Annotated in this window: 15 protein-coding genes; 6 read left to right on the plus strand and 9 right to left on the minus strand. The window is 69.9% G+C overall.

Translation table 11 applies throughout. The features are described 5' to 3' along the window. Window positions 1-81 precede the first annotated feature (81 nt). Window positions 82-2109, minus strand: a complete 2028-nt coding sequence (locus FL344_RS16730; protein WP_228565110.1) for a kelch repeat-containing protein — start codon at window positions 2107-2109, stop codon at window positions 82-84. Between the two features lie 581 nt (window positions 2110-2690). Between FL344_RS16730 and FL344_RS16735 the strand changes: the two genes are divergently transcribed. Beyond that, window positions 2691-3647, plus strand: a complete 957-nt coding sequence (locus FL344_RS16735) for a siderophore ABC transporter substrate-binding protein (RefSeq protein ID WP_141619233.1) — start codon at window positions 2691-2693, stop codon at window positions 3645-3647. A gap of 70 nt (window positions 3648-3717) precedes the next feature. Here the strand turns inward: FL344_RS16735 and FL344_RS16740 are convergent, their stop codons facing one another. Genes FL344_RS16740 through FL344_RS16750 form a run of 3 tightly spaced genes read right to left on the minus strand, consistent with a single transcriptional unit; the run spans window position 3718 to window position 6333 of the window. Continuing rightward, window positions 3718-4524, minus strand: a complete 807-nt coding sequence (locus FL344_RS16740) for an ABC transporter permease (protein ID WP_011555950.1) — start codon at window positions 4522-4524, stop codon at window positions 3718-3720. Between the two features lies 1 nt (window position 4525). Further along, window positions 4526-5329 (minus strand): ABC-2 family transporter protein, encoded by an 804-nt coding sequence (locus tag FL344_RS16745; RefSeq protein ID WP_141592768.1) that lies wholly within the window; start codon window positions 5327-5329, stop codon window positions 4526-4528. Beyond that, window positions 5326-6333, minus strand: coding sequence for an ATP-binding cassette domain-containing protein (locus tag FL344_RS16750; RefSeq protein WP_141619234.1), 1008 nt, complete (start codon window positions 6331-6333; stop codon window positions 5326-5328). The genes FL344_RS16745 and FL344_RS16750 overlap by 4 nt, the downstream gene beginning before the upstream one ends. 125 nt (window positions 6334-6458) lie before the next feature. On the opposite strand from FL344_RS16750, the gene FL344_RS16755 reads away from it, so the two are divergent. After that, window positions 6459-7679, plus strand: coding sequence for a small ribosomal subunit Rsm22 family protein (locus tag FL344_RS16755; RefSeq protein WP_141619235.1), 1221 nt, complete (start codon window positions 6459-6461; stop codon window positions 7677-7679). A 51-nt stretch (window positions 7680-7730) separates the two neighbouring features. Here the strand turns inward: FL344_RS16755 and FL344_RS16760 are convergent, their stop codons facing one another. Beyond that, window positions 7731-7919 carry a hypothetical protein gene (locus tag FL344_RS16760; RefSeq protein WP_020478821.1) on the minus strand — a complete coding sequence of 63 codons (189 nt, stop codon included), beginning with the start codon at window positions 7917-7919 and terminating at the stop codon, window positions 7731-7733. A gap of 230 nt (window positions 7920-8149) precedes the next feature. On the opposite strand from FL344_RS16760, the gene pip reads away from it, so the two are divergent. Next, window positions 8150-9118 (plus strand): prolyl aminopeptidase, encoded by a 969-nt coding sequence (pip, locus tag FL344_RS16765; protein ID WP_141619236.1) that lies wholly within the window; start codon window positions 8150-8152, stop codon window positions 9116-9118. Window positions 9119-9125: 7 nt separating this feature from the next. Here the strand turns inward: pip and FL344_RS16770 are convergent, their stop codons facing one another. Next, window positions 9126-9962 (minus strand): YhfC family intramembrane metalloprotease, encoded by an 837-nt coding sequence (locus FL344_RS16770; protein ID WP_228565111.1) that lies wholly within the window; start codon window positions 9960-9962, stop codon window positions 9126-9128. A gap of 181 nt (window positions 9963-10143) precedes the next feature. On the opposite strand from FL344_RS16770, the gene FL344_RS16775 reads away from it, so the two are divergent. After that, window positions 10144-11979 (plus strand): glycosyl hydrolase family 18 protein, encoded by a 1836-nt coding sequence (locus FL344_RS16775; protein WP_141619238.1) that lies wholly within the window; start codon window positions 10144-10146, stop codon window positions 11977-11979. 43 nt (window positions 11980-12022) lie between these two features. Here FL344_RS16775 and FL344_RS16780 read toward each other — a convergent pair whose 3' ends face one another. From FL344_RS16780 to FL344_RS16790, 3 genes are all read right to left on the minus strand, one after another. After that, window positions 12023-15088: a tetratricopeptide repeat protein gene (locus FL344_RS16780; protein WP_141619239.1), complete on the minus strand. Its 3066-nt coding sequence runs from the start codon at window positions 15086-15088 to the stop codon at window positions 12023-12025. Beyond that, window positions 15085-15981, minus strand: coding sequence for a transcriptional regulator (locus FL344_RS16785; RefSeq protein ID WP_141619240.1), 897 nt, complete (start codon window positions 15979-15981; stop codon window positions 15085-15087). Before FL344_RS16785 ends, FL344_RS16780 begins: the two co-directional genes overlap by 4 nt. 80 nt (window positions 15982-16061) lie before the next feature. Continuing rightward, the gene (locus FL344_RS16790) at window positions 16062-17462 is read right to left on the minus strand and encodes a M20/M25/M40 family metallo-hydrolase (RefSeq protein ID WP_026114255.1); all 1401 of its coding nucleotides are present in this window, start codon (window positions 17460-17462) and stop codon (window positions 16062-16064) included. Between the two features lie 82 nt (window positions 17463-17544). On the opposite strand from FL344_RS16790, the gene FL344_RS16795 reads away from it, so the two are divergent. Both FL344_RS16795 and FL344_RS16800 read left to right on the plus strand, forming a co-directional pair. Further along, complete coding sequence (locus FL344_RS16795; protein WP_011555961.1) at window positions 17545-17919, plus strand: response regulator; 375 nt, start codon at window positions 17545-17547, stop codon at window positions 17917-17919. A 16-nt stretch (window positions 17920-17935) separates the two neighbouring features. Then, on the plus strand, window positions 17936-18419 hold a 484-nt coding region (locus FL344_RS16800), incomplete at its 3' end, for a J domain-containing protein (protein ID WP_141619241.1).

An 18419-nucleotide genomic window follows, 5' to 3' on the forward strand; every position in this document is an offset into this window, starting at 1 on the left:
CACCCGAAGCCTCGAGCTGTCTTGCGGGCCGCATCCGAAAGCCCGCCCCGGTGACACAAGCCCCCGGGGCGGGGCGTGGAATCAGGGCGCGGGCGAATACAACCCGGCGGAGGACAGCGAGCCGCTGGGGCTCAGACCTCCCGACACCAGCACGCGGCCAGAGCCCACCAGCGTCACCACGCCCGCGCTGGTGAGCGCCGTGGGCAGCGCTCCGGCGCTGTGCCATTGGCCGCTGGCCGGGTCATACACCTCGGCCGAGGCCAACAAGCCCACGGTGCCCCCTCCGTCACCGCCCAACACCAGCACGCGGCCGGAGGGCAGCAGCGCGGACATCGGTCCGTAGCGGGCGTGCTGCATGGACGTGAGCGAGGTCCAGGTGCCCGTCGCCGGGTCGTAGAGCTCAGCCGTGGCGAGCGCCCCCCGCGCGCCCCAGCCTCCGGCCACCAGCACCTTGCCCGACGGCAGCGCCACCGCCGTGTGGCCATAGCGCGGCCCGGACAGGGAGCCGGTGAGCGTCCACTGCCCCGTGGACACGTCATAGAGCTCCGCCGAGGACGTGTCTCCATCCTGCGTGTTGCCTCCCACCACCAGGACCTTGCCGGACGGCAGTGACGTCGCGGTGTGGTACTGCCGACGGCGGCTCATCACCCCGGTGGCGGTCCACGTCCCGGTCGCCGCGTCATACAGCTCCGCGGTGGCCAGCATGCCAGAGAAGCTGGAGCTCATCCGGCCTCCCGCCACCAGGACCTTGCCGTTGGGCAGCAACGTCGCGGTGTGGCGCGCACGCGGCGCAGCCAGCGCTCCCGTGGAAGTCCACGTGCCCGTGGCCGCGTCATAGAGCTCCGCCGAGGGCAGATAGCTGGACGACGTGCTCTGGCCTCCCGCGGCCAGCACCTTGCCATTGGGCAGCAGTGTCGCGGTGTGGAGATAGCGCGCGGTGAGCAGCGTGCCCGTCTGCAGCCAGTGGCCCGTGGCCTCGGAGTAGCGCTCCGCGCCCGTCAATGCCGTGCTGCCATTCGCGGTGCCACCAACCGCGAGGACCTCGCCCGAAGACAACACCGTCAAGGAATGGTGGTACCGCGCGGACAGCATGGCATTGGCCGCGCGCCAGGGGAGCGTGGGTGGGACGTAGCGCTCGGCGGAAGCGGTGCGCAGGACGCCGTCCGGGCTTCCGCCCGCGACCAGCACCTCCCCCGTGCCCAGCAGCGCGGCGGTATGGCCCAGCCGGCTGGTGCCCATCGAAACCGTAGAGGTCCAGAGCGCGTTGACAGGGTCATACAATGCAGCGCTCTGGAGGTAGGGCTCGCTGCCATCCGAGCCACCGGTGATGAACACCTCGCCGGAGTGCAGCACCGTCGCGGTGTGGTGCGCGCGCTCGACGGGCATCAGGCCCCCCGCGGAACCCCAGACACCCGTCTCCACGGTGTACAGCTCCGCGCTGCGCGTCGCGGTGATGTCATCCACCAGCCCGCCGGACACCAGCACCTTGCCATTCAGCAGCGCCGTCGAAGCATGCCCCGTGCGCGGCGAGCTCATGGCGGCGGTGGAGGACCAGGTTCCCGTGGCGGGGTCATAGAGCTCCGCGCTCCGGAGGACGGTGCCCCACGAACTGGAGCGCCCGCCCGATACCAGCACTTTTCCATTGGGCAGCAGCGTCGCCGCGTGTCCCATGCGCGGGGCCGTCATGCTGTGGGTGGCGCTCCAGGTCCCCGTGTCGGCGTCATACAGGCGCGCCGTCCTCAACGCGGTTCCCGTGCCGTCCTCTCCGCCCATCACCATCACCTTGCCGTTGAGCAGCAACGTGGCGGTGTGTCCCGAGCGAAGGGAGTCCAGGCTGCCGGTGGAAGACCAGGTCCCGGTGGCCACGTCGTACAGCTCCGCGGTGCCGGTGGTCGCGGCGGCGACGTCACCGCCCACCACCAGCACCTTGCCATTGGGCAGCAACGTCGCGGTGTGACGCCGGCGGATGACATTCATGCTCCCCGCGCTGAGCCACTGCGCGGTCGCCACGTCGTATTGCTCGGCGCTCATGGAGGACTGGCCACCGGCGACCAGCACGCGGCCATTGGGCAGCACCGTGGCCGTATGGTCCAGCCGCTGAGTGGACATGCTGGCGGTGCCTACCCAACTGACGGAGGCGAGCTCGGCGTCCTGGTTCCATGGCTCATGCAGCGCGTCTGCAAAATCCTCGTGTGAGCATCCTGCGAACACGAGCGTCATCAAGAGCGCGGCCTTCCGGCCGAACCCGACAGGTTCAAACATAGGTGGGGGTCCTTTGTGTGACGGGGGGATGCGCGGCGGGACCGCGCCCGGCGCCTTTACCCCAGCCCTGCACGGGCGGACCATCGCACCACCCAAAACTGAACACATCAATACGTGGGGCCTTGGGCACCCACCCGTGCGGGGTAAAGCCAAAGGCGCGCCGCGCCAGGCCATGCAATTCAAGCAACTTCAGAATTGCTCGCCAAGCGAACGTCGGCCGCCTCCTTCAAATCCTCCCGGCCTGTTTCGGAGGGCGCAGCGGCGACAAACGCGCCGCATCGATGATAATGCAAACTAATCTCAAAATGAAAATATGAACCATCCAGAGCTCCTTGACTCGCCCGGCGCCGCTGTCGAACCGAGGAGCGGCGTGGCATATCCGCCGGAACGTCCCTCGGTTTTCGCGGTCACGTTTCGGAGAACCTCCCATGCGCCGTTTCCATCGCCCGCTCGTCGCGGCACTGTTCGCCTCCGGTCTGGCTACCGCTGCTCCCGCTGCTGCTTTCGAGCTGAAGCATGAGACTGGCACGCTGAGCGTGCCAGCCACGCCGTCCCGCCTCGCCGTCTATGACCTCGGCGTGCTCGACACGCTGAACGCGCTCGGCATCCGTGCCGTGGCTGTGCCGAAGGCCACCTTCCCGGCCACGCTGTCCGCCTACAACAACAATGGCGTGCCCCAGGCTGGCAGCCTGTTCGAGCCCGATACCAAGGCCCTCGCGGAGCTGAAGCCGGACCTCATCGTGGTGGGTGGGCGCTCGCGGAAGCAGGCCGAGGCCCTGAGCGCGCTCGCGCCCACCGTGAACCTGTCCGTTCGCGCCGACCACTTCGTGGAGGACGTGACGGGCCAGACGCTGGCGCTGGGCAAGGCCTTCGGCAAGCAGAAGGAAGCCGACACGCTGGTGAAGAACTTCGAGAAGGAGCGGGCGGCGCTGAAGAAGCTGACGGGCGGCAAGTCCGCCGTGATGCTCTTCACCCTGAATGGCAACGTCATGGTGCACGCGCCCGGCGACCGCTTCGGTTATCTCCACGAGCTGACGGGCTTCAACGCCGTGGTCCCGAAGGCGGAGGGCAGCAACGACGGCCCGCGCCCGCCGGCCGGGTCGCCCGAAGCGAAGGCCCGTCAGGAAGCCGCGGCCGCCCTGCTCAAGAAGGCCGTGGCCGCCAACCCGGAGTGGCTGGTGGTGCTGGACCGCGGCGCCGCGACCGGCGGCGGTGAGAACAAGGCCCTGGAGACGCTGGCCAAGCACCCGGAGCTCAGCCAGACCCGCGCCTTCAAGCAGGGCCGGGTCATCGTGGTGGACGCCCCGAGCTGGTACATCGTCGGTGGCGGTATCGCGAACGTGACCCGAATCGTCCAGGACACGGCCCGCGGCCTGAAGAAGTAGGCTCTGGCGGTCATCCTCTCCCCGGGGCGGCGCGCGTCACCGCGCTGGGGAGAGGCGCTTCCTGCCCGCGTCAGCTGCTCGCCGACGTGTACCGGCGGATGGAGCGCAGCCACACCTGACGTGAGCCCCAGGCGAAGAGCCCCGCGCCCACCACCGCGCCCACGAGCGACTGGGGCGGCAGCCGTCCCAGCATGGCCTGCGCCGGGAAGGTCGTCATCAACGCCAGCGGAATGACGTACGTGAACACCATCGTCAGGACGCCGCGCCCCACGCCCTGGAACACGGAGGACGGCCAGCGCGCGAAGTCGAAGATGGAGGTGAACAGGTACGTCAGGTTGTCCACCCGCACGACGAAGAACGCCGCGCTCACCGTCAGAATCCACAGCGAGTAGAGCAAGAGCGTGCTCGTCCCCAGCAGCAGCACGGAGGCCAGCAGCCCCGTCACCGACGGCCACCGTCCCAGGTGCATGAAGGCGTAGACGAACAGCCCGATGCCCGTCAGCACGTTGAAGGCCCGCCACGGCTGGAAGCGCTGCGTGGACACCAGGAACTGCGCGTCCGCCGGCTTGAGCAACACGAAGTCCAACGTGCCCTTGCGGATGTGCTCCACCACCCCCGTGAGGCTGGGGTTGATGGCGCCCTCCAGGATGCCCTGCAGCAGCGTGAACCAACCCACCACGAGCAGCGCCTCGCCGAAATTCCAGCCCTCGATGTTGGGCCGCTCACCGTAGACGACGAACAGCGGCGCCAGCGCCGTGAAGGTCCAGAAGAGGGACGTCAGCCCCTCCGTGAAGAAGTCCGCGCGGTACTGCAGGGACAGCAGCCCCGACGCCTTGAGTTGAATGCCCAGCAGCCGCAGATAGCGCTTCACCTTCACGTCAGCCCCCGAACGCCGCGAAGCGCCGCACGCCCTGCTTCCACGCCACCGCCGCCAACGCCCCCAGCACCGCCACCCAGGCCCACTGGGCCGCCAGCAGCCGCAGGGACTCCTCCCAGCCATAGGCCCCCGTCAGCATCTCCACCGGGACGCCAATCTGATAGCGGAAGGGCAACCAGTCGATGATGGTGCGCAGCGTGGGCGGCAGCAGCTCCACCGGGTACATGTAGCCGGAGCACACGAAGAAGAGCACCAGCCACACCTCCAGCACCTTCTGGCTGCTCTCCAGGAAGAAGCACAGCGCGCCAATGGCCACGTTGGCCAGGAAGGCCACGGCCCAGCCGCCAATCACCGACAGCACGACGAAGCCCCACTGCCACGCGTGCTGGGGCACCGCCTTCTGCCCCACCAGCGCCACGCTCAGCAGCATCACCGGCACCGCGACCATCAATCGCATGGGGAAGGCGGCGATGCTCTCCACCGCGTAGGCCCACAGCGGGGAGATGGGGCGAAGCAGGCGCATGGCCAGCGTCCCCTGCTTCACCTCCCAGTTGATGAGCCACGCCGCCCACGACGTGGCCAGCTGCCGCACCGCGAAGGTGGCCAGGAAGTAGCTGATGAAGTCCGCCTCGCCGAAGCGGCCCACGGGCGCCTCGCGTGACACCGCCATCCACAGCACCATGTTGACCAGCGGCATGGTGGTGGACAGCACCCAGATGAGCATCTCCGCGCGGTAGGCCACCGCCTCCGCGAACCCCACCCGCAGCAGCGTGGGAAAGGCGCGCAGTGTGGTCCGGGCGCTCATGCGGGCACCGGCTCCGACACCGCCGCCCGGCGCGCCTTCGACTCCGCGAACAGTTCGCTCATCACCTCTTCCAGCGGCGCGTTCTCCACCGTGAGGTCCATCACCGGCAACGTGGACAGCGCGCGGGTGATGGTGGCGTTGACCGCCTCCTGCTGGACCTGGAGCACCGCGGTGCCGGGCTCGTGCGTCACCACCCGCCCCAGCGGCGACAGGCGCTCGGCGTCCACCTCCTCCGACAGGCGCAGCACCACACGCTTCTCCGGCCGCACCCGCTGCACCAGCGCGTCCAGGCCGCCGTCGTATGACAGGAGGCCCTTGTCGATGACGATGACCCGGGGGCACAGCGCCGCCACGTCGTCCATGTAGTGGCTGGTGAGGATGAGCGTGGCGCCGTACTTCTCGTTGTACTCCTTGATGAACGTCCGCATGGTGGCCTGCATGGCCACGTCCAGGCCGATGGTCGGCTCGTCCAGGAAGAGCACCCGGGGCTGGTGGATGAGCGCCGCGGCCAGCTCGCACTTCATCCGCTCCCCCAGCGACAGTTGACGGGTGGGCTTGCCGATGAGGTCCCCGATTTCCAGGAGCTCAATCAGGTCCGACATCGTCTTCTTGTACTGGGCCTGGGGCACGTCGTAGATGGCGCGGTTGAGTTCGAACGTCTCCGCCGGAGGCAGGTCCCACAGGAGCTGCTGTTTCTGCCCCATGACGAGCATGATTTTCTTGAGGAAGGTCTCCTCCCGCTTCTGCGGGACATGGCCGTCCACCGTCACCTCGCCGTCGGAGGGATAGAGCAGGCCGGAGAGGACCTTGAGCGTCGTCGTCTTCCCGGCGCCATTGGGGCCCAGGAAGCCCACCCGCTCCCCGGGGCGGATGTCGAAGGAAATCCCATCCACGGCCTTCACCGTGGTGTAGCTACGGTGGATGAGCGAGCGGAGGGCCGCCTTCAAGCCCGGCGGGCGCTTATGGACTTTGTAGTGCTTGCGAAGGCCGCGAACGGAAATCATGTGCGACCAGGGTTTAACGCGCTCTCCCCCTCCATGGCGATCTCGCCGTTGACGGCTTGGCGGGACGACAATCGGTTGGCAACGGCCGCGGCGGGACGCGGCCTCACAGGTGAAGGCTGGGTTCGATGAGCAACGCATACAGCAAGGACCTGGAGCGATGGATGCCGCGGCTCATCGCCGTCTGGCGCGCGTCACGCGGCCGGGGCGGTGGCGGCGGGCCGGAGACGCGCCTGACGCCCCAGGAGGTGAAGGAGGTGGCCGCGGGTGTCCGCCAGCTCTCCCTGGGCCTCACGCGGGAGCGGCAGCTCGCCGGCGCGCGGTACATGGACGACCCGAAGCTTTTGGGCGCCTATCTCCTCTTCTACTGGCCGGTGTCCTATGCACAGGCCCGGCAGGTGCTCGGCGAGCTGCCGAACCGCCCCCGGCAGGTGCTGGACCTGGGCAGCGGTCCGGGCCCGGTGGCCTTCGCCGCCCTGGACGCGGGCGGGGGCCAGGTCACCGCCGCCGACCGCAGCAAGGCCGCCCTCACCCTGGCGCGAAACCTGGCCACCGAGGCCGGTGAGGCCCTGGCCACCCGCGACTGGGACCCGACGAAGAAGGGCGCCACGCTGCCCGACGGCCAGTTCGACCTGATTACGATGGGCCACGTCGTCAACGAGCTGTACGGCACGGGAGACGCGGCCACGGCCCCCCGCGCCGCGCTGCTGGAGACGATTCTGGCGAAGGTGAAGCGCGGCGGCAGCCTGCTGGTGATGGAGCCCGCGCTGCGCGAGACGAGCCGCGGCCTGCTGCACGTGCGCGACGCCATGGTGGCCAAGGGCTACGCCGTCCGCGCGCCCTGCATGTACCGCGGCCCCTGCCCCGCCCTGGTGAAGGAGACGGACTGGTGCCACGCCGAGCGCGCCTGGCCCATGCCTCGCGTGGTGGAGGAGCTGGCGCGCGCGGCGAGCCTGCACAAGGAATCGCTGAAGATGAGCTACCTGGTGCTGGCCCCCAAGGACGAGGCGTGGCCGGAGCTGACGCCCGGGCGCCTGTTCCGCATCGTCTCCGAGCCCCTGGAGGGCAAGGGCCGGCACCGCTACATCGGCTGTGGCCCCGAGGGCCGCGTGGGCCTGGCGATGCAGGAGCGCCACCGCAACGAGCGCAACGAGCGCTTCCTCAAGCTGAACCGGGGCGACGTCATCTCCGTGACGGAGACGGAGCCCAAGGGTGACGGGCTCGCGCTCGACGAGCGCACCGAGGTGCGGGTGGTGGCGCCCGCGGGCAAGGGCGTGCCGCCCCCGCCTCCGAAGGAGGACGCGCCTTCGAGCCCGGGAACCGGCCCGCGCCCGGGCGCGCCCTCCTGAGTGAAGCACCCGGCCCCTGACGCCCCGGGGCCGGAAGACGCATGGCCTGGCTCAGTGCCGGGCCTGGGCATAGCCTCCCGTGAGGACGTCACACATGTGGCGGAAGGCCTTCACGCCGTCCTTCATGGCGCCCACCGCGCCCTGCGCGAGGACGGTGGCCTGCACGCGGACCAGCCGCAGCCGGCGCGGCGCGGGCGTGTGAGGCGAAGTCGCAGGACGGATGAGCGAAGCGATGTTCATGGCGTGCTCCGTGGGGTGTGGGAGACAACCGGCAGTCTCCACCCCGTCCGCGAAGCCCCCGTTGCGGCGCGGTGAACTCGCCGTCACATCGTCCGTGGCCTGCCTGACAGAGCGCCCTCCGGGCAGGAAGCCCGCCGCACACTCCAGACGCCCTGCCACCAGCGGACGGAAGGCCCACGGCGGGGCCCCTGTTAGGGTCGGCCGCTCCCACCGCTACGGAAGGCCTGCCCGTGTCCGTGTCCCACCGGCCGCTGCGTTCGCTGTACCCGCCCCTGGAGCCCTACCGCACCGGACGCCTGCGCGTCTCCGGTGGACATGAGGTGTACTTCGAGGAGAGCGGCAATCCGGAGGGCAAGCCGGTGCTCTTCGTCCACGGGGGGCCCGGCGGAGGAACGGACCCGCGCCAGCGCCGCTTCTTCGACCCGACCGCGTACCGCATCATCCTGTTCGACCAGCGCGGCTGCGGACGCAGCACGCCGCACGCGAGCCTGGAGGAGAACACCACCTGGGACCTGGTGGCCGACATGGAGCGGCTGCGCGAGTTCCTGGACATCTCCCGGTGGCAGCTCTTCGGCGGCTCGTGGGGCAGCACCCTGTCCCTGGCCTATGCCCAGACACATCCCGAGCGCGTCTCGGAGCTGGTGCTGCGCGGCATCTTCCTGCTCCGCAAGCAGGAGATTGACTGGTTCTATCAGCGAGGCGCCAGCGCCCTCTTCCCGGATGCGTGGGAGTACTACCTGGAGCCCATTCCGCTCGAGGAGCGTGGGGACCTGCTGGCGGCCTACCACCGCCGGCTGATGGGCTCCGACGTGAAGGCGCAGCAGGAGGCCGCGCGCGCGTGGAGCGTGTGGGAAGGACGCACCAGTTGCCTGTACCCCAACGCGGAGCTGGTGGCGCGCAACAGCGGGGACACCTTCGCGCTCGCCTTCGCCCGCATCGAATGCCACTACTTCGTCAACCGGGGCTTCCTGCGCAGCGACACCCAGCTGCTCGACGACGTGCACCGCATCCGCAACATCCCCGCCGTCATCGTCCAGGGGCGCTATGACGTGGTGTGCCCCCCAGAGAGCGCCTGGGCCCTGCACAAGGCGTGGCCGGAGGCGGAGTTCATCATGGTGTCCGACGCGGGGCACTCCGCGAACGAGCCGGGCAACACCTCCGCGCTGGTGGATGCCACGGACCGCTTCCGCGGGCGCTAGCGCCTGCTCACTCCAGCGCCGGAACCGCCGCCGTGTCGCGCTCCGCGTCCACGCGGCGGAAATAGAGGATGACCCACAGGCCCAGCAGCGCGGCCACCGTCACCATGGCTTCGCCCGCGAACGCCCCTGCCTGCGGTCCCCACGCCGCGGTGGCCAGCTTCCCCACCACCACCGTCAGCGCGTTGAAGAAGGCGTGGGCGCCCACCGCGAGCCAGTACCACTTCACCTCGCCACGGATGAAGCGCTGGAGCACCACCACCGACAGCGCGATGTGCACCACCATGGAGCCCAGCCGCTCGTAGGCCCCCAGCAGCGGCATCCACCAGTCCAGCGCGGCGATGGTGGCCTTGGCTTCCACCACCTGCGCCACCTGCTCCGGCTTCAGCGGCAAGGTGGAGGGGTCCAACTTGGACAGGACGATGACGTTGACGAGCCCCAGCGCCGCCAGCCCGCCCACCAGCAGCGCCGACTCCAGGCCGCCGTGGCCCACGCCGAAGCCCACCGCGTCGCGCCAGCGGCGGAAGTCCTTCAGCGGCTTGCGGAAGGCCCACAGCCGCGCCGTCTCCTCGAAGAGGCCCGCGGTGAGGGACAGCACGACAATCCAGACGCCCAGCAGCACCGAGGACGTCTTCAGCGCGTCGCGCATGAAGTACTGCGCCACCTGCACCATGGGCAGCCGGGTGAGCAACTGCGACAGCGCGAACGCCGCCGCGCCCCAGCCCACCACCTTCCAGGCCACGCCCAGCCGCCGGCGCGCCCACAGCACCATGCCCACCGGCATCAGCACGTCGAAGGTGATGGCCACCGCGTAGCTGGCGACCAGCCTCGTATCCACAGCGTCCACGCGGTCTCTCCCCTCCAGGAAGCACAGGCTCCTGAAGCCCAGCATCGAGGACACCAGCGAAGCGCCGCCCGATTCCAGGGGAAATCGCCGAACCGCCAGGACTTTCCTGTTTTGACCCGAAAAACAGGCGGAGCCTCTCTCTGAGGGGTGGAGCTTCTCCCCCAGCCGAAAGGCAGACGCCATGCAGCTTCCTGGACACCTCCACCGAACGGGCCTCGTCGCCCTGGTGGTCCTCACCACCCTGCTCAGCTTCCTGCGCCCCGCGCATGTCCTGGCGGCGGACCGGGGCGCGTGGGCGCCCAACACCTCGTACACCGTGGGCGACATCGTCTCCCACGGAGGCAAGGGCTACGACTGCCGCCAGTCGCACCAGTCCCTCGTCGGATGGGAGCCCCCCAACACCCCGGCGCTCTGGCTGGAGCGGACAGGGAATCCGCCGCCGGATACCCAGGCGCCCTCCGCGCCGCCGTCGCTCACATCCACCGCGAAGACGCATGAGAGCGTGTCGCTGTCCTGGGACGCGTCCACGGACAACGTGGGCGTCACCAGCTACGAGGTCTTCACCAACGCGGGCACGTCCGCCTCCGCGTCGACGGCGGGCGCCACCCACGTCACGGTGACGGGCCTGGCCGCGAACACCACGTACACCTTCACTGTGAGGGCGCGCGACGCCGCAGGCAACCACTCGGCGGCAAGCAGCGCGCACAGCGTGACGACCTCCCCGCGCCCCGCGCCCGACACCGTGCCGCCCTCCGCCCCCAGCGCCCTGCGCGCCACTGGCGTGAGCAACAGCAGCGTGTCGCTGTCCTGGGGCGTGTCCACGGACGACGTGGGCGTCACCGGCTACGAAATCTTCGTCAACGGGAGCGCGTCCGCGTCCGCGACCACCTCGGGCGCCACCCACGCCACGGTGACGGGCCTGGCCGCGAACACGACCTACTCCTTCGCCGTGAAGGCGCGGGACGCCGCGGGCAACCGCTCGGCGGCGAGCAATAGCGTCTCCGCGACAACGACGGGGACGCCGCCCGCGGGGAACAAAATCATCGTGGGCTACTGGCACAACTTCGACAACGGCTCGACGAACATCCGGCTGCGGGACGTCTCCGCGAAGTTCAACGTCATCCAGGTCGCCTTCGCCGAGCCCGTGGGTGGCCCAGGCTCCGGCCGCATGGCCTTCACGCCGTACAACGCCAGCGTCGCGGACTTCAAGGCGGACATCGCCCTGCTCAAGAGCCAGGGCCGCAAGGTGCTCATCTCCATCGGCGGAGCGAATGGCACCGTCCACCTGGATGACGCCACCGCGCGGCAGGACTTCGTCACCAGCATGCAGGCCCTCATCGACACCTACGGCTTCGACGGGTTGGATTTGGACCTGGAGGGCAGCTCGCTGTCACTCAACGGCGGGGACACCGACTTCCGCAACCCCACCACGCCGCGAATCGTCAACATCATCCAGGCCACGCGCCAGCTCCTCAACCAGAACGGCCCGGGCTTCCTCCTCACCATGGCGCCCGAGACGGCCTATGTCCAAGGCGGCATGGCCGCGTACGGCGGTCCCTGGGGCGCGTACCTGCCCGTCATCTACGCGTTGCGAGACAGACTGACGTACCTGCACGTGCAGCACTACAACACCGGCACCGTCATGGCGCTCGACGGCCGGGCCTACGCGCAGAGCACGCCGGACTTCCACGTGGCCATGGCGGAGATGATGCTCCAGGGGTTCCCCGTCGGCGGCAACACCGGCGCGATGTTCCCAGGGCTGCGGCCGGACCAGGTACTCATCGGCCTGCCGTCGTCACCGCAGGCGGCGGGCGGCGGGTACACGACGCCGGCCAACGTGCACAAGGCGCTCGACTACCTGCTCAAGGGACAGTCCTTCGGCGGAACCTACGTGCTGCGCAATCCCGCCGGCTACCCCGGCTTCAAGGGCCTGATGACCTGGTCCATCAACTGGGACGCGTTCACGAACTTCGAGTTCTCCAACAGCCATCGCGCGTACCTGGACACCTCCCCCTAGCGCGCCCCGGCGCGCGGGCAGCGCTCCTCCATGCAATCGATTGTCATCTGCGACAGTGCCCCAGCTCGGTCCGCGCGTCCGCCGTCTCCTGGACATAGGCCTTGCGCCACACGGACAGCTCCTCCCAGGCGCGGCGGGCCTCTCCGCAGGCCTCTTCCACCGCGCCCGTCAACCGGAGCGCCCGCGCGAGCCGGCGGCGCACCCTGGGGACACGTGCGGAGACCACCTGCCGGGCCGTGAGGTCCGCCAACGCGGTCCGCAGCGGCACCAGGGCCTCGGCGGGCTGACCTCTCGCGAGATGGACGTCCCCTAGGAGCAGCAGCGCCTCCATGCGCTCGGACGACGACGGCCCCAAATCTCTCTCCATGACCACGAGCGCCTGCTCGATGTGACGGCGTGCCTCGTCCACCTGCCCCAGGAAGAGCAGCGCATCCGACAGGTAGCGCAGCGACGTGCCATCCAGCTCCCCCTTGTCGGCCAGGGGCCGCTGGAGCGAGACACCGCGAGCGTGGAAGCCACGGGCCTCGTCCGGACGCCCCAGGAGACGCAGCAGCCGGCCCACCTCGTGCGCATCCAACGCCACCTCCGGGTGGGTGGCGCCATAGGCACGCTCGCGATGCGCCAGGAGGCCTCGGGCATACTCCAGCTCCGGCAAGCGCTCGCCCTGCTCGCCCAGCACCCCCAGCCGATTCGACTTCACCCCAATCAACACCGGGCTGTCGGCGGCCACGCTCTTGAGCGCCACGGCCCAGCTCTCCTCCGCTGCCTCCCGCGCCTGGGCCGCATGCCCCCACTCGACGTAGACGAGGGTCAGGTTGGACAAGGTCCGGGCCACTGACAGGTTCTCCTCCCCCAGTGACTGGCGAAGGATGACCAGCGCCCGCTTGAGGACGGCCTCGGCGCTCGATAGCTCCCCCAGGAGGGCCAGCGTGCCCCCCAGGTTCGACAGGGCCCGCCCTGTGTCCCGGCGCGCCGGCCCGAAGTGCGTCTCATGGACGCGCAGCGCCTCCTCCTGCCAACGCTTGGCCTCCAACAACCGCCCCTGCTGCCGGGCCAGTTGGCCCAGCCGGCCGTTCAGCTCCGCGCGGGTGAACGCCTGGCCCCGAGCGGTGACGGTCTCCAGCGAGGCACGGAGCATCGACTCGGCCTCCGAGAAGCGGCCCTCCTGCTCCAGGAGCTCCGCCTGCACCTGGTCCAGCATGGTGTCCAGCTCGGGGTCTCTGAGCGTCTCCGCCACGGCCCGGGCGCGATGCAGGAAAGGCCACGCCTCCTGGGGCTGGCCCATCCCGTACCCATGCAACCAGGCCTGGAAGTGCAGCACCCGCGCGAGCACGCCCAGATGCCGCCCGGCCTCGGCCGCCAGGGAGCCCTGGGCCAGGGACACGCGCGCGTCCTCGATGGCTCCCGCGTCCTCCTGCAATCGCGCGCAGAGGTGATGCGCCTCGGCTTCCAGCGGCCGATGATGGGTGGCGAGCGCGCGCTCCCGGGCGGCAAGCGCGATTCGCAGCCCCTCGGGGGTATGCCCCGCGAGCCGCTCCGCGTTCGCCCGCGCGAGCTCCGCGCGCACCGCGTCCACCTCCGCACGCGCCTTCGGGTCCTCCGGCGGAGACACGGCCTCCTGCAACGTGCGCACGTCCGCGCAAGCGCCCACGCCGCCGAGCGACGCCCCCAGCCCGAAGCCCCGCTCCACCGTCCGCGCGTCCGCCCCCTGGAGCGCCACCGTCAGCCGCGACAGTTCTCCCAGCCGCTGGTCCAGGCACGTCATCCGCAGCCCCAGCGCCGCTTCCGACTGCTCGCCGAAGACACGCGTCGCCTCGCACGCGGACTGATGCGCGCGCGTCCAGTCCTGCGTCCACTGCTCCAGCGTGGAGGCCACGGCCTGGAACGAAGCCTCGGCCGCGGGGGCGCCCGTCGCCAGGAAGGCCTGACGCGTGGACTCACGCACGGACGCGTCCCAGATGCCCGCGAGGTGCCGTTCACTGCCCTGACAGGCTTCGCTCGGCGCCGCCGCGGAAGGCCCCAGCACGAGGAACCCCAGGCCCACCAGTCCTCCCGCGAGCACCGCCGTGGCCGCGCTGCGCTTCCAGGCCCCCACCTCCCGCGCGAGGCGGGCTCGCAGCACCTGCATGGACTCGAAGCGCCGCGACGGGTCCACGGAGAGGCCCCGCCGCACCACGGCCTTGAGCCACGAGGGTACGCCCCGCTGCTCCGGACGCACCTCCTGGCGCTGCATGGACGCCAGGAGTTCCTCGCGCGTGGCCCCCGCGAAGGGCCGCTGCCCGTTGAGCGCTTCGTAGAGCGCGACGCAGAAGGCGAACTGGTCCGAACGGGCATCCCCCCGCTCTCCGCGAAGCTGCTCCGGCGCGCCATAGGCGGGCGTCCCCAGGAACGTGCCGGTGACGGTGAGCGGTGCCTCGCCGGAGTCGATGGCCGCATCCTCCCGCGGAGGCCCCAGCCCCACCGCGGCGTTGGCCAGGCCAAAGTCGGTGATGCGCACCTGACCGTCGCGCGTCAGCAGGACGTTGTCGGGCTTGAAGTCGCGGTGGATGATGCCCAGCGCGTGCGTGGCCGCGAGCCCATCCGCCGCCTGGGTGAAGCGCGCCAGGATTTCCCGGCGCGTGCGCGGCTTCTCCGCCAGCCACCGCCCGAGCGTGCCGCCCTCGACGAGCTCCATCACCAGGAAGAGCTGTCCCTGGAACTCGCCCACGTCATGCAACTGGGCGACATGGGGATGCGACAGGCGGGCCATCGTGCGGGCCTCGCGCTCCAATCGCTGACGCGCCTGGGCCAGCGAGTCCTCCCCAAGCCTCGCGAGGTTCAGCAGCTTCAGCGCCACCTTGCGGTCCAGCTCCGGGTCATAGGCCGCATGGACGCGCCCCATGCCACCTTCGCCGAGCAGCCCGAGCACCACGTAACGTCCCACCCGCGCACCGGAGACGAGCAGCCCCGTGTCGACCAACGGGGGAGGATTCTCCAGCCCCCCCAGCGCGGCGAGCACGCTCCGGCACTCCGAGCAGCCGGAGACATGCTGGCGCACCGTCGTCATGCCCTCGGGGTCCAACGCGCCGTTCGCGAACCCCGACAGTGCGTTCTCATCCGGGCAGCTCACTCGCGCCCCTCCAGCAGGCCCGAGAGGCTCAAGTCCAACCGTCCATGGATGGCGCGCATCACGCTGTCCACTTCCGGCTCGGGCAACGACAGGCGTTCAGCGAGCGCGCGCCGCGTCCGTTTCTCCAGCAGCGACTGCACCGCGGTGAGCCGGCGAGAGAGGGTGGACTTGTGCAGGTCGAACAGGGCGCCCATGCGCTCCAGGGAGAGGCGCTCCACGAAGTGGAGCCGCAGCAACTCCCGGTCCTCATCATCCAGCGAGGCCACCGCCCGGACGAAGGCCGCGCGCACATGCCCCCGGGCCTCCTCCCGCACGAAGCCCAGCTCCAGGCCGCCCGGCGCGGGGTGTGCGGCGAGCACCTCGGCCTCCACGTGGGACTCTTCTCCCAGCGCCTTGCGCATCCGCAGCGCGAGCCGTGTCGCGGAGATGCTCACCCAGTGCAGCAGCGGACCCGCGCCCGCATACCCGAGCAACCGGGAGGGAGCCTCCGCGCGAGGCATCAGGAGGTTGGCCCGGAGCGCTTGCAACACCTCGTCCGTGAACACCGGCGAGGGGTGGATGCGCGCCAGGGGGACGCGCAGCTTGAGGAGGACCTCCTGCTCCAGGAGCGCACGGGCCGCTGGCAGTCCCTGCGCGCAGGAGAGCGCGAGCGCGACGTCCCTGGCATGCAGTCGCTCCAGCGCGAGCACCGGGTCCACCGCTCGCGAAAGCAGCGCCCCCAGGTGTTGAGCGAAGGCCTTGGACTCGGGCGCGGCGCCTTGGAGGGCCGCGGCCAGGGAGACGGCGCGGTTCACGGCCTCCCTGGCACTCGGGGCCGCACGGAGACGAGCGGAGGACGGCTCGCCAGCAGCCTGCAACACCCACTCGAAGAACTCCGCGTTCGCCCCATGCATCCCAAGCGCTCCTGACATCACGCTGACGATACATCAAGCCCATGATTCAACGAGACCAGGGCCCTGGAGCCACCGGGTGCTCAAGCCTTCCGCGCGCTCAGGGCCTCTGCCAGCTCCGCGTAGAGGTGGATGGCGCTGCGGATGGACTTCTCCCAGTCGCCCAGGTGCAGGCTTTCGTTCTCCGAATGGGCGTATGTGTACGGGTCCTCCACGCCGATGAGCAGCGCGGGCACGCCGCCCAGCTCCTTCGCGAAGGGCTCCACGAAGGGAATGGAGGCGCCGCAGCCAATGGCGACCGCCTTCGTGCCGTATCCCTTCTCCAGCGCGCGGAAGGCGGCCTGGAACGCGGGGTGGGACGGGTCCGTGTACCACCAACCGGACGCGCCCTCCGTGTCGAAGTGGACCTCCAACCCCCACGGGCACACCTTGCGCAGGTGCTCCTTCAGGCGCTGCTCCACGTCGCGCGCCTCCAGGTCCGGGACGATGCGGATGCCCACCCGCGCCCAGGCCGAATCACAGATGATGTTGCGCGCGTCCTTGCGGCTGCTGGCCTGGATGGCATTGATGGCGATGCTCGGCTGACGCCAGTTCATCTCCCACGGATGCGCCCCGCCGCCCAGCACCTGCGCGCCCGGCAGCAGGCCCGACTGCGCGCGGAAGTGCGCCTCGTCTCCGGGCAGGGATTCGATGCTCTGGCGCTCTCCGTCCGTCAGCGGCTTCACGCGCTCGCGGATGCCTTCAATGGCGATGGAGCCATCCGCGTGCGTCAGCGTGGCCAGCATCCGGCACAGCGCCATGACGGGGTCCGGCACCGGCCCGCCCCACATGCCCGAGTGCACCGCCTGCCGCAGCGCCCGCACCTCCACGTCCACCGTGACGAGCCCGCGCAGCGCGGTGGTGATGGACGGCAGGCCGGTGTCGAAGTTGGACGTGTCGGTGAGGACGATGGCATCCGCCTTCAGGAGCGCCGCGTGCTCCTGGAGGAAGGCGCCCAGGAAGTTGCTGCCAATCTCCTCCTCGCCCTCGATGATGACCTTTACGTTGAGCGGCAACGCTCCCGCGCCCTTCAGCCACGACTCCACCGCGGACGTGTGCACGACGATGCCCGCCTTGTCGTCCGCCGAGCCGCGGCCGTACAGCCGGCCGTCGCGCTCCACCGGCTCGAACGGAGGGCTCTTCCACGCGGCCTCGTCACCCGCGGGCTGCACGTCATGATGAGCGTAGAGCAGCAGCGTGGGCTTGCCCGGAGCCTTGAGCACCTCGCCATAGACGTAGGGGTGCGTGCCCTCGATTTCGAGTAGCTGAACGTTTTCAAAACCACGGTCTTTCAACAGCCGTGCAGTCGCTTCCGCGCTGCGTCGTACCTGCGTCGCATCGAAGCCAGGAAATGAGACACTGGGAATCCGGACCAGGGACTTGAGGTCCTCCAGGTACGTCTGCTTCTTCGACTCGAAGTGTGAGAGAGCATTGTCGGTGGACATGCCCACCCCTTAACCCAAAAAGGCGGGCAGGCGTGCCATGTCCCCGCGCGGATGTTGCGCGGTCCAAGTATCATCCGGAGCCATGTCCGACACCCCGACCCTGCTGCTCGTCGATGACGACAGTTTCGTGCGCCGTATCCTCAAGGACGTCATCGCCGACACGGGCATCGAGCTGCGGCTGCTCGAGGCCGCGGACGGTGAGGAAGGCCTGGCCGTGGCCGCGCGGGAGAAGCCCGCGGTGATGTTCCTGGACCTGTTCATGCCGAAGAAGAGTGGACTGGAGGTCCTGGGCGCCATCAAGGCGGTGTCGCCCACCACGCGTGTGTTGGTCATCAGCAGCATGGACGCGGAGCCCGTCGTGGAGCAGGCCATGGCGGCGGGCGCCGTGGGCTTCGTGGGCAAGCCCTTCCATCCGCTCGAGATCGCCTCGGCCGTGCGCCAGGCGCTGGCTCACTGACCCCCGGGGTGTTTTCGTGTCGTCTTCTGCTGTCGGTTACTGGGTCGCGGACCATCTCGGACGTGTACTGGGGCCCCTGGCGCTCCAGGCCCTCCGGGAACTGATTTCCTCCGGACGCTTGAAGGCCGCGGTGCGCGCCTCGCGGGATGGGACGAACTGGGTCGCCCTTCCGGAGCTGCCCGAGCTGAGCGACTTGTTCGCCAGCGCGCGCCCCACGCCCTCCCTGGAGCTGCAGCAAGCCGAGCGCCTGCGCGCGCAGATGCGCGCCATGCAGAGCCTGCCGGCCCACGAAGTCTTTGGCCTCAAGCCCACCGCCAGCCTGGACGAGCTGCGTCTGGCCTACTTCCGCATGGCCAGGCGCTTCACGCCGGACCACGTGTCCCCGGACACGCATCCGGAGCTGAAGAAGGTGTCGGCGGAAATCTTCGACTTCCTGTCGCGCCGCATGCGCGACGCGGAGGCCACCTGGACGCAGGCGGCACAGCCGCCCCGCCCTCCGC

The sequence above is a fragment of the Myxococcus sp. AB036A genome (assembly GCF_006547355.1).
Taxonomy (GTDB): Bacteria; Myxococcota; Myxococcia; order Myxococcales; family Myxococcaceae; genus Myxococcus; species Myxococcus virescens.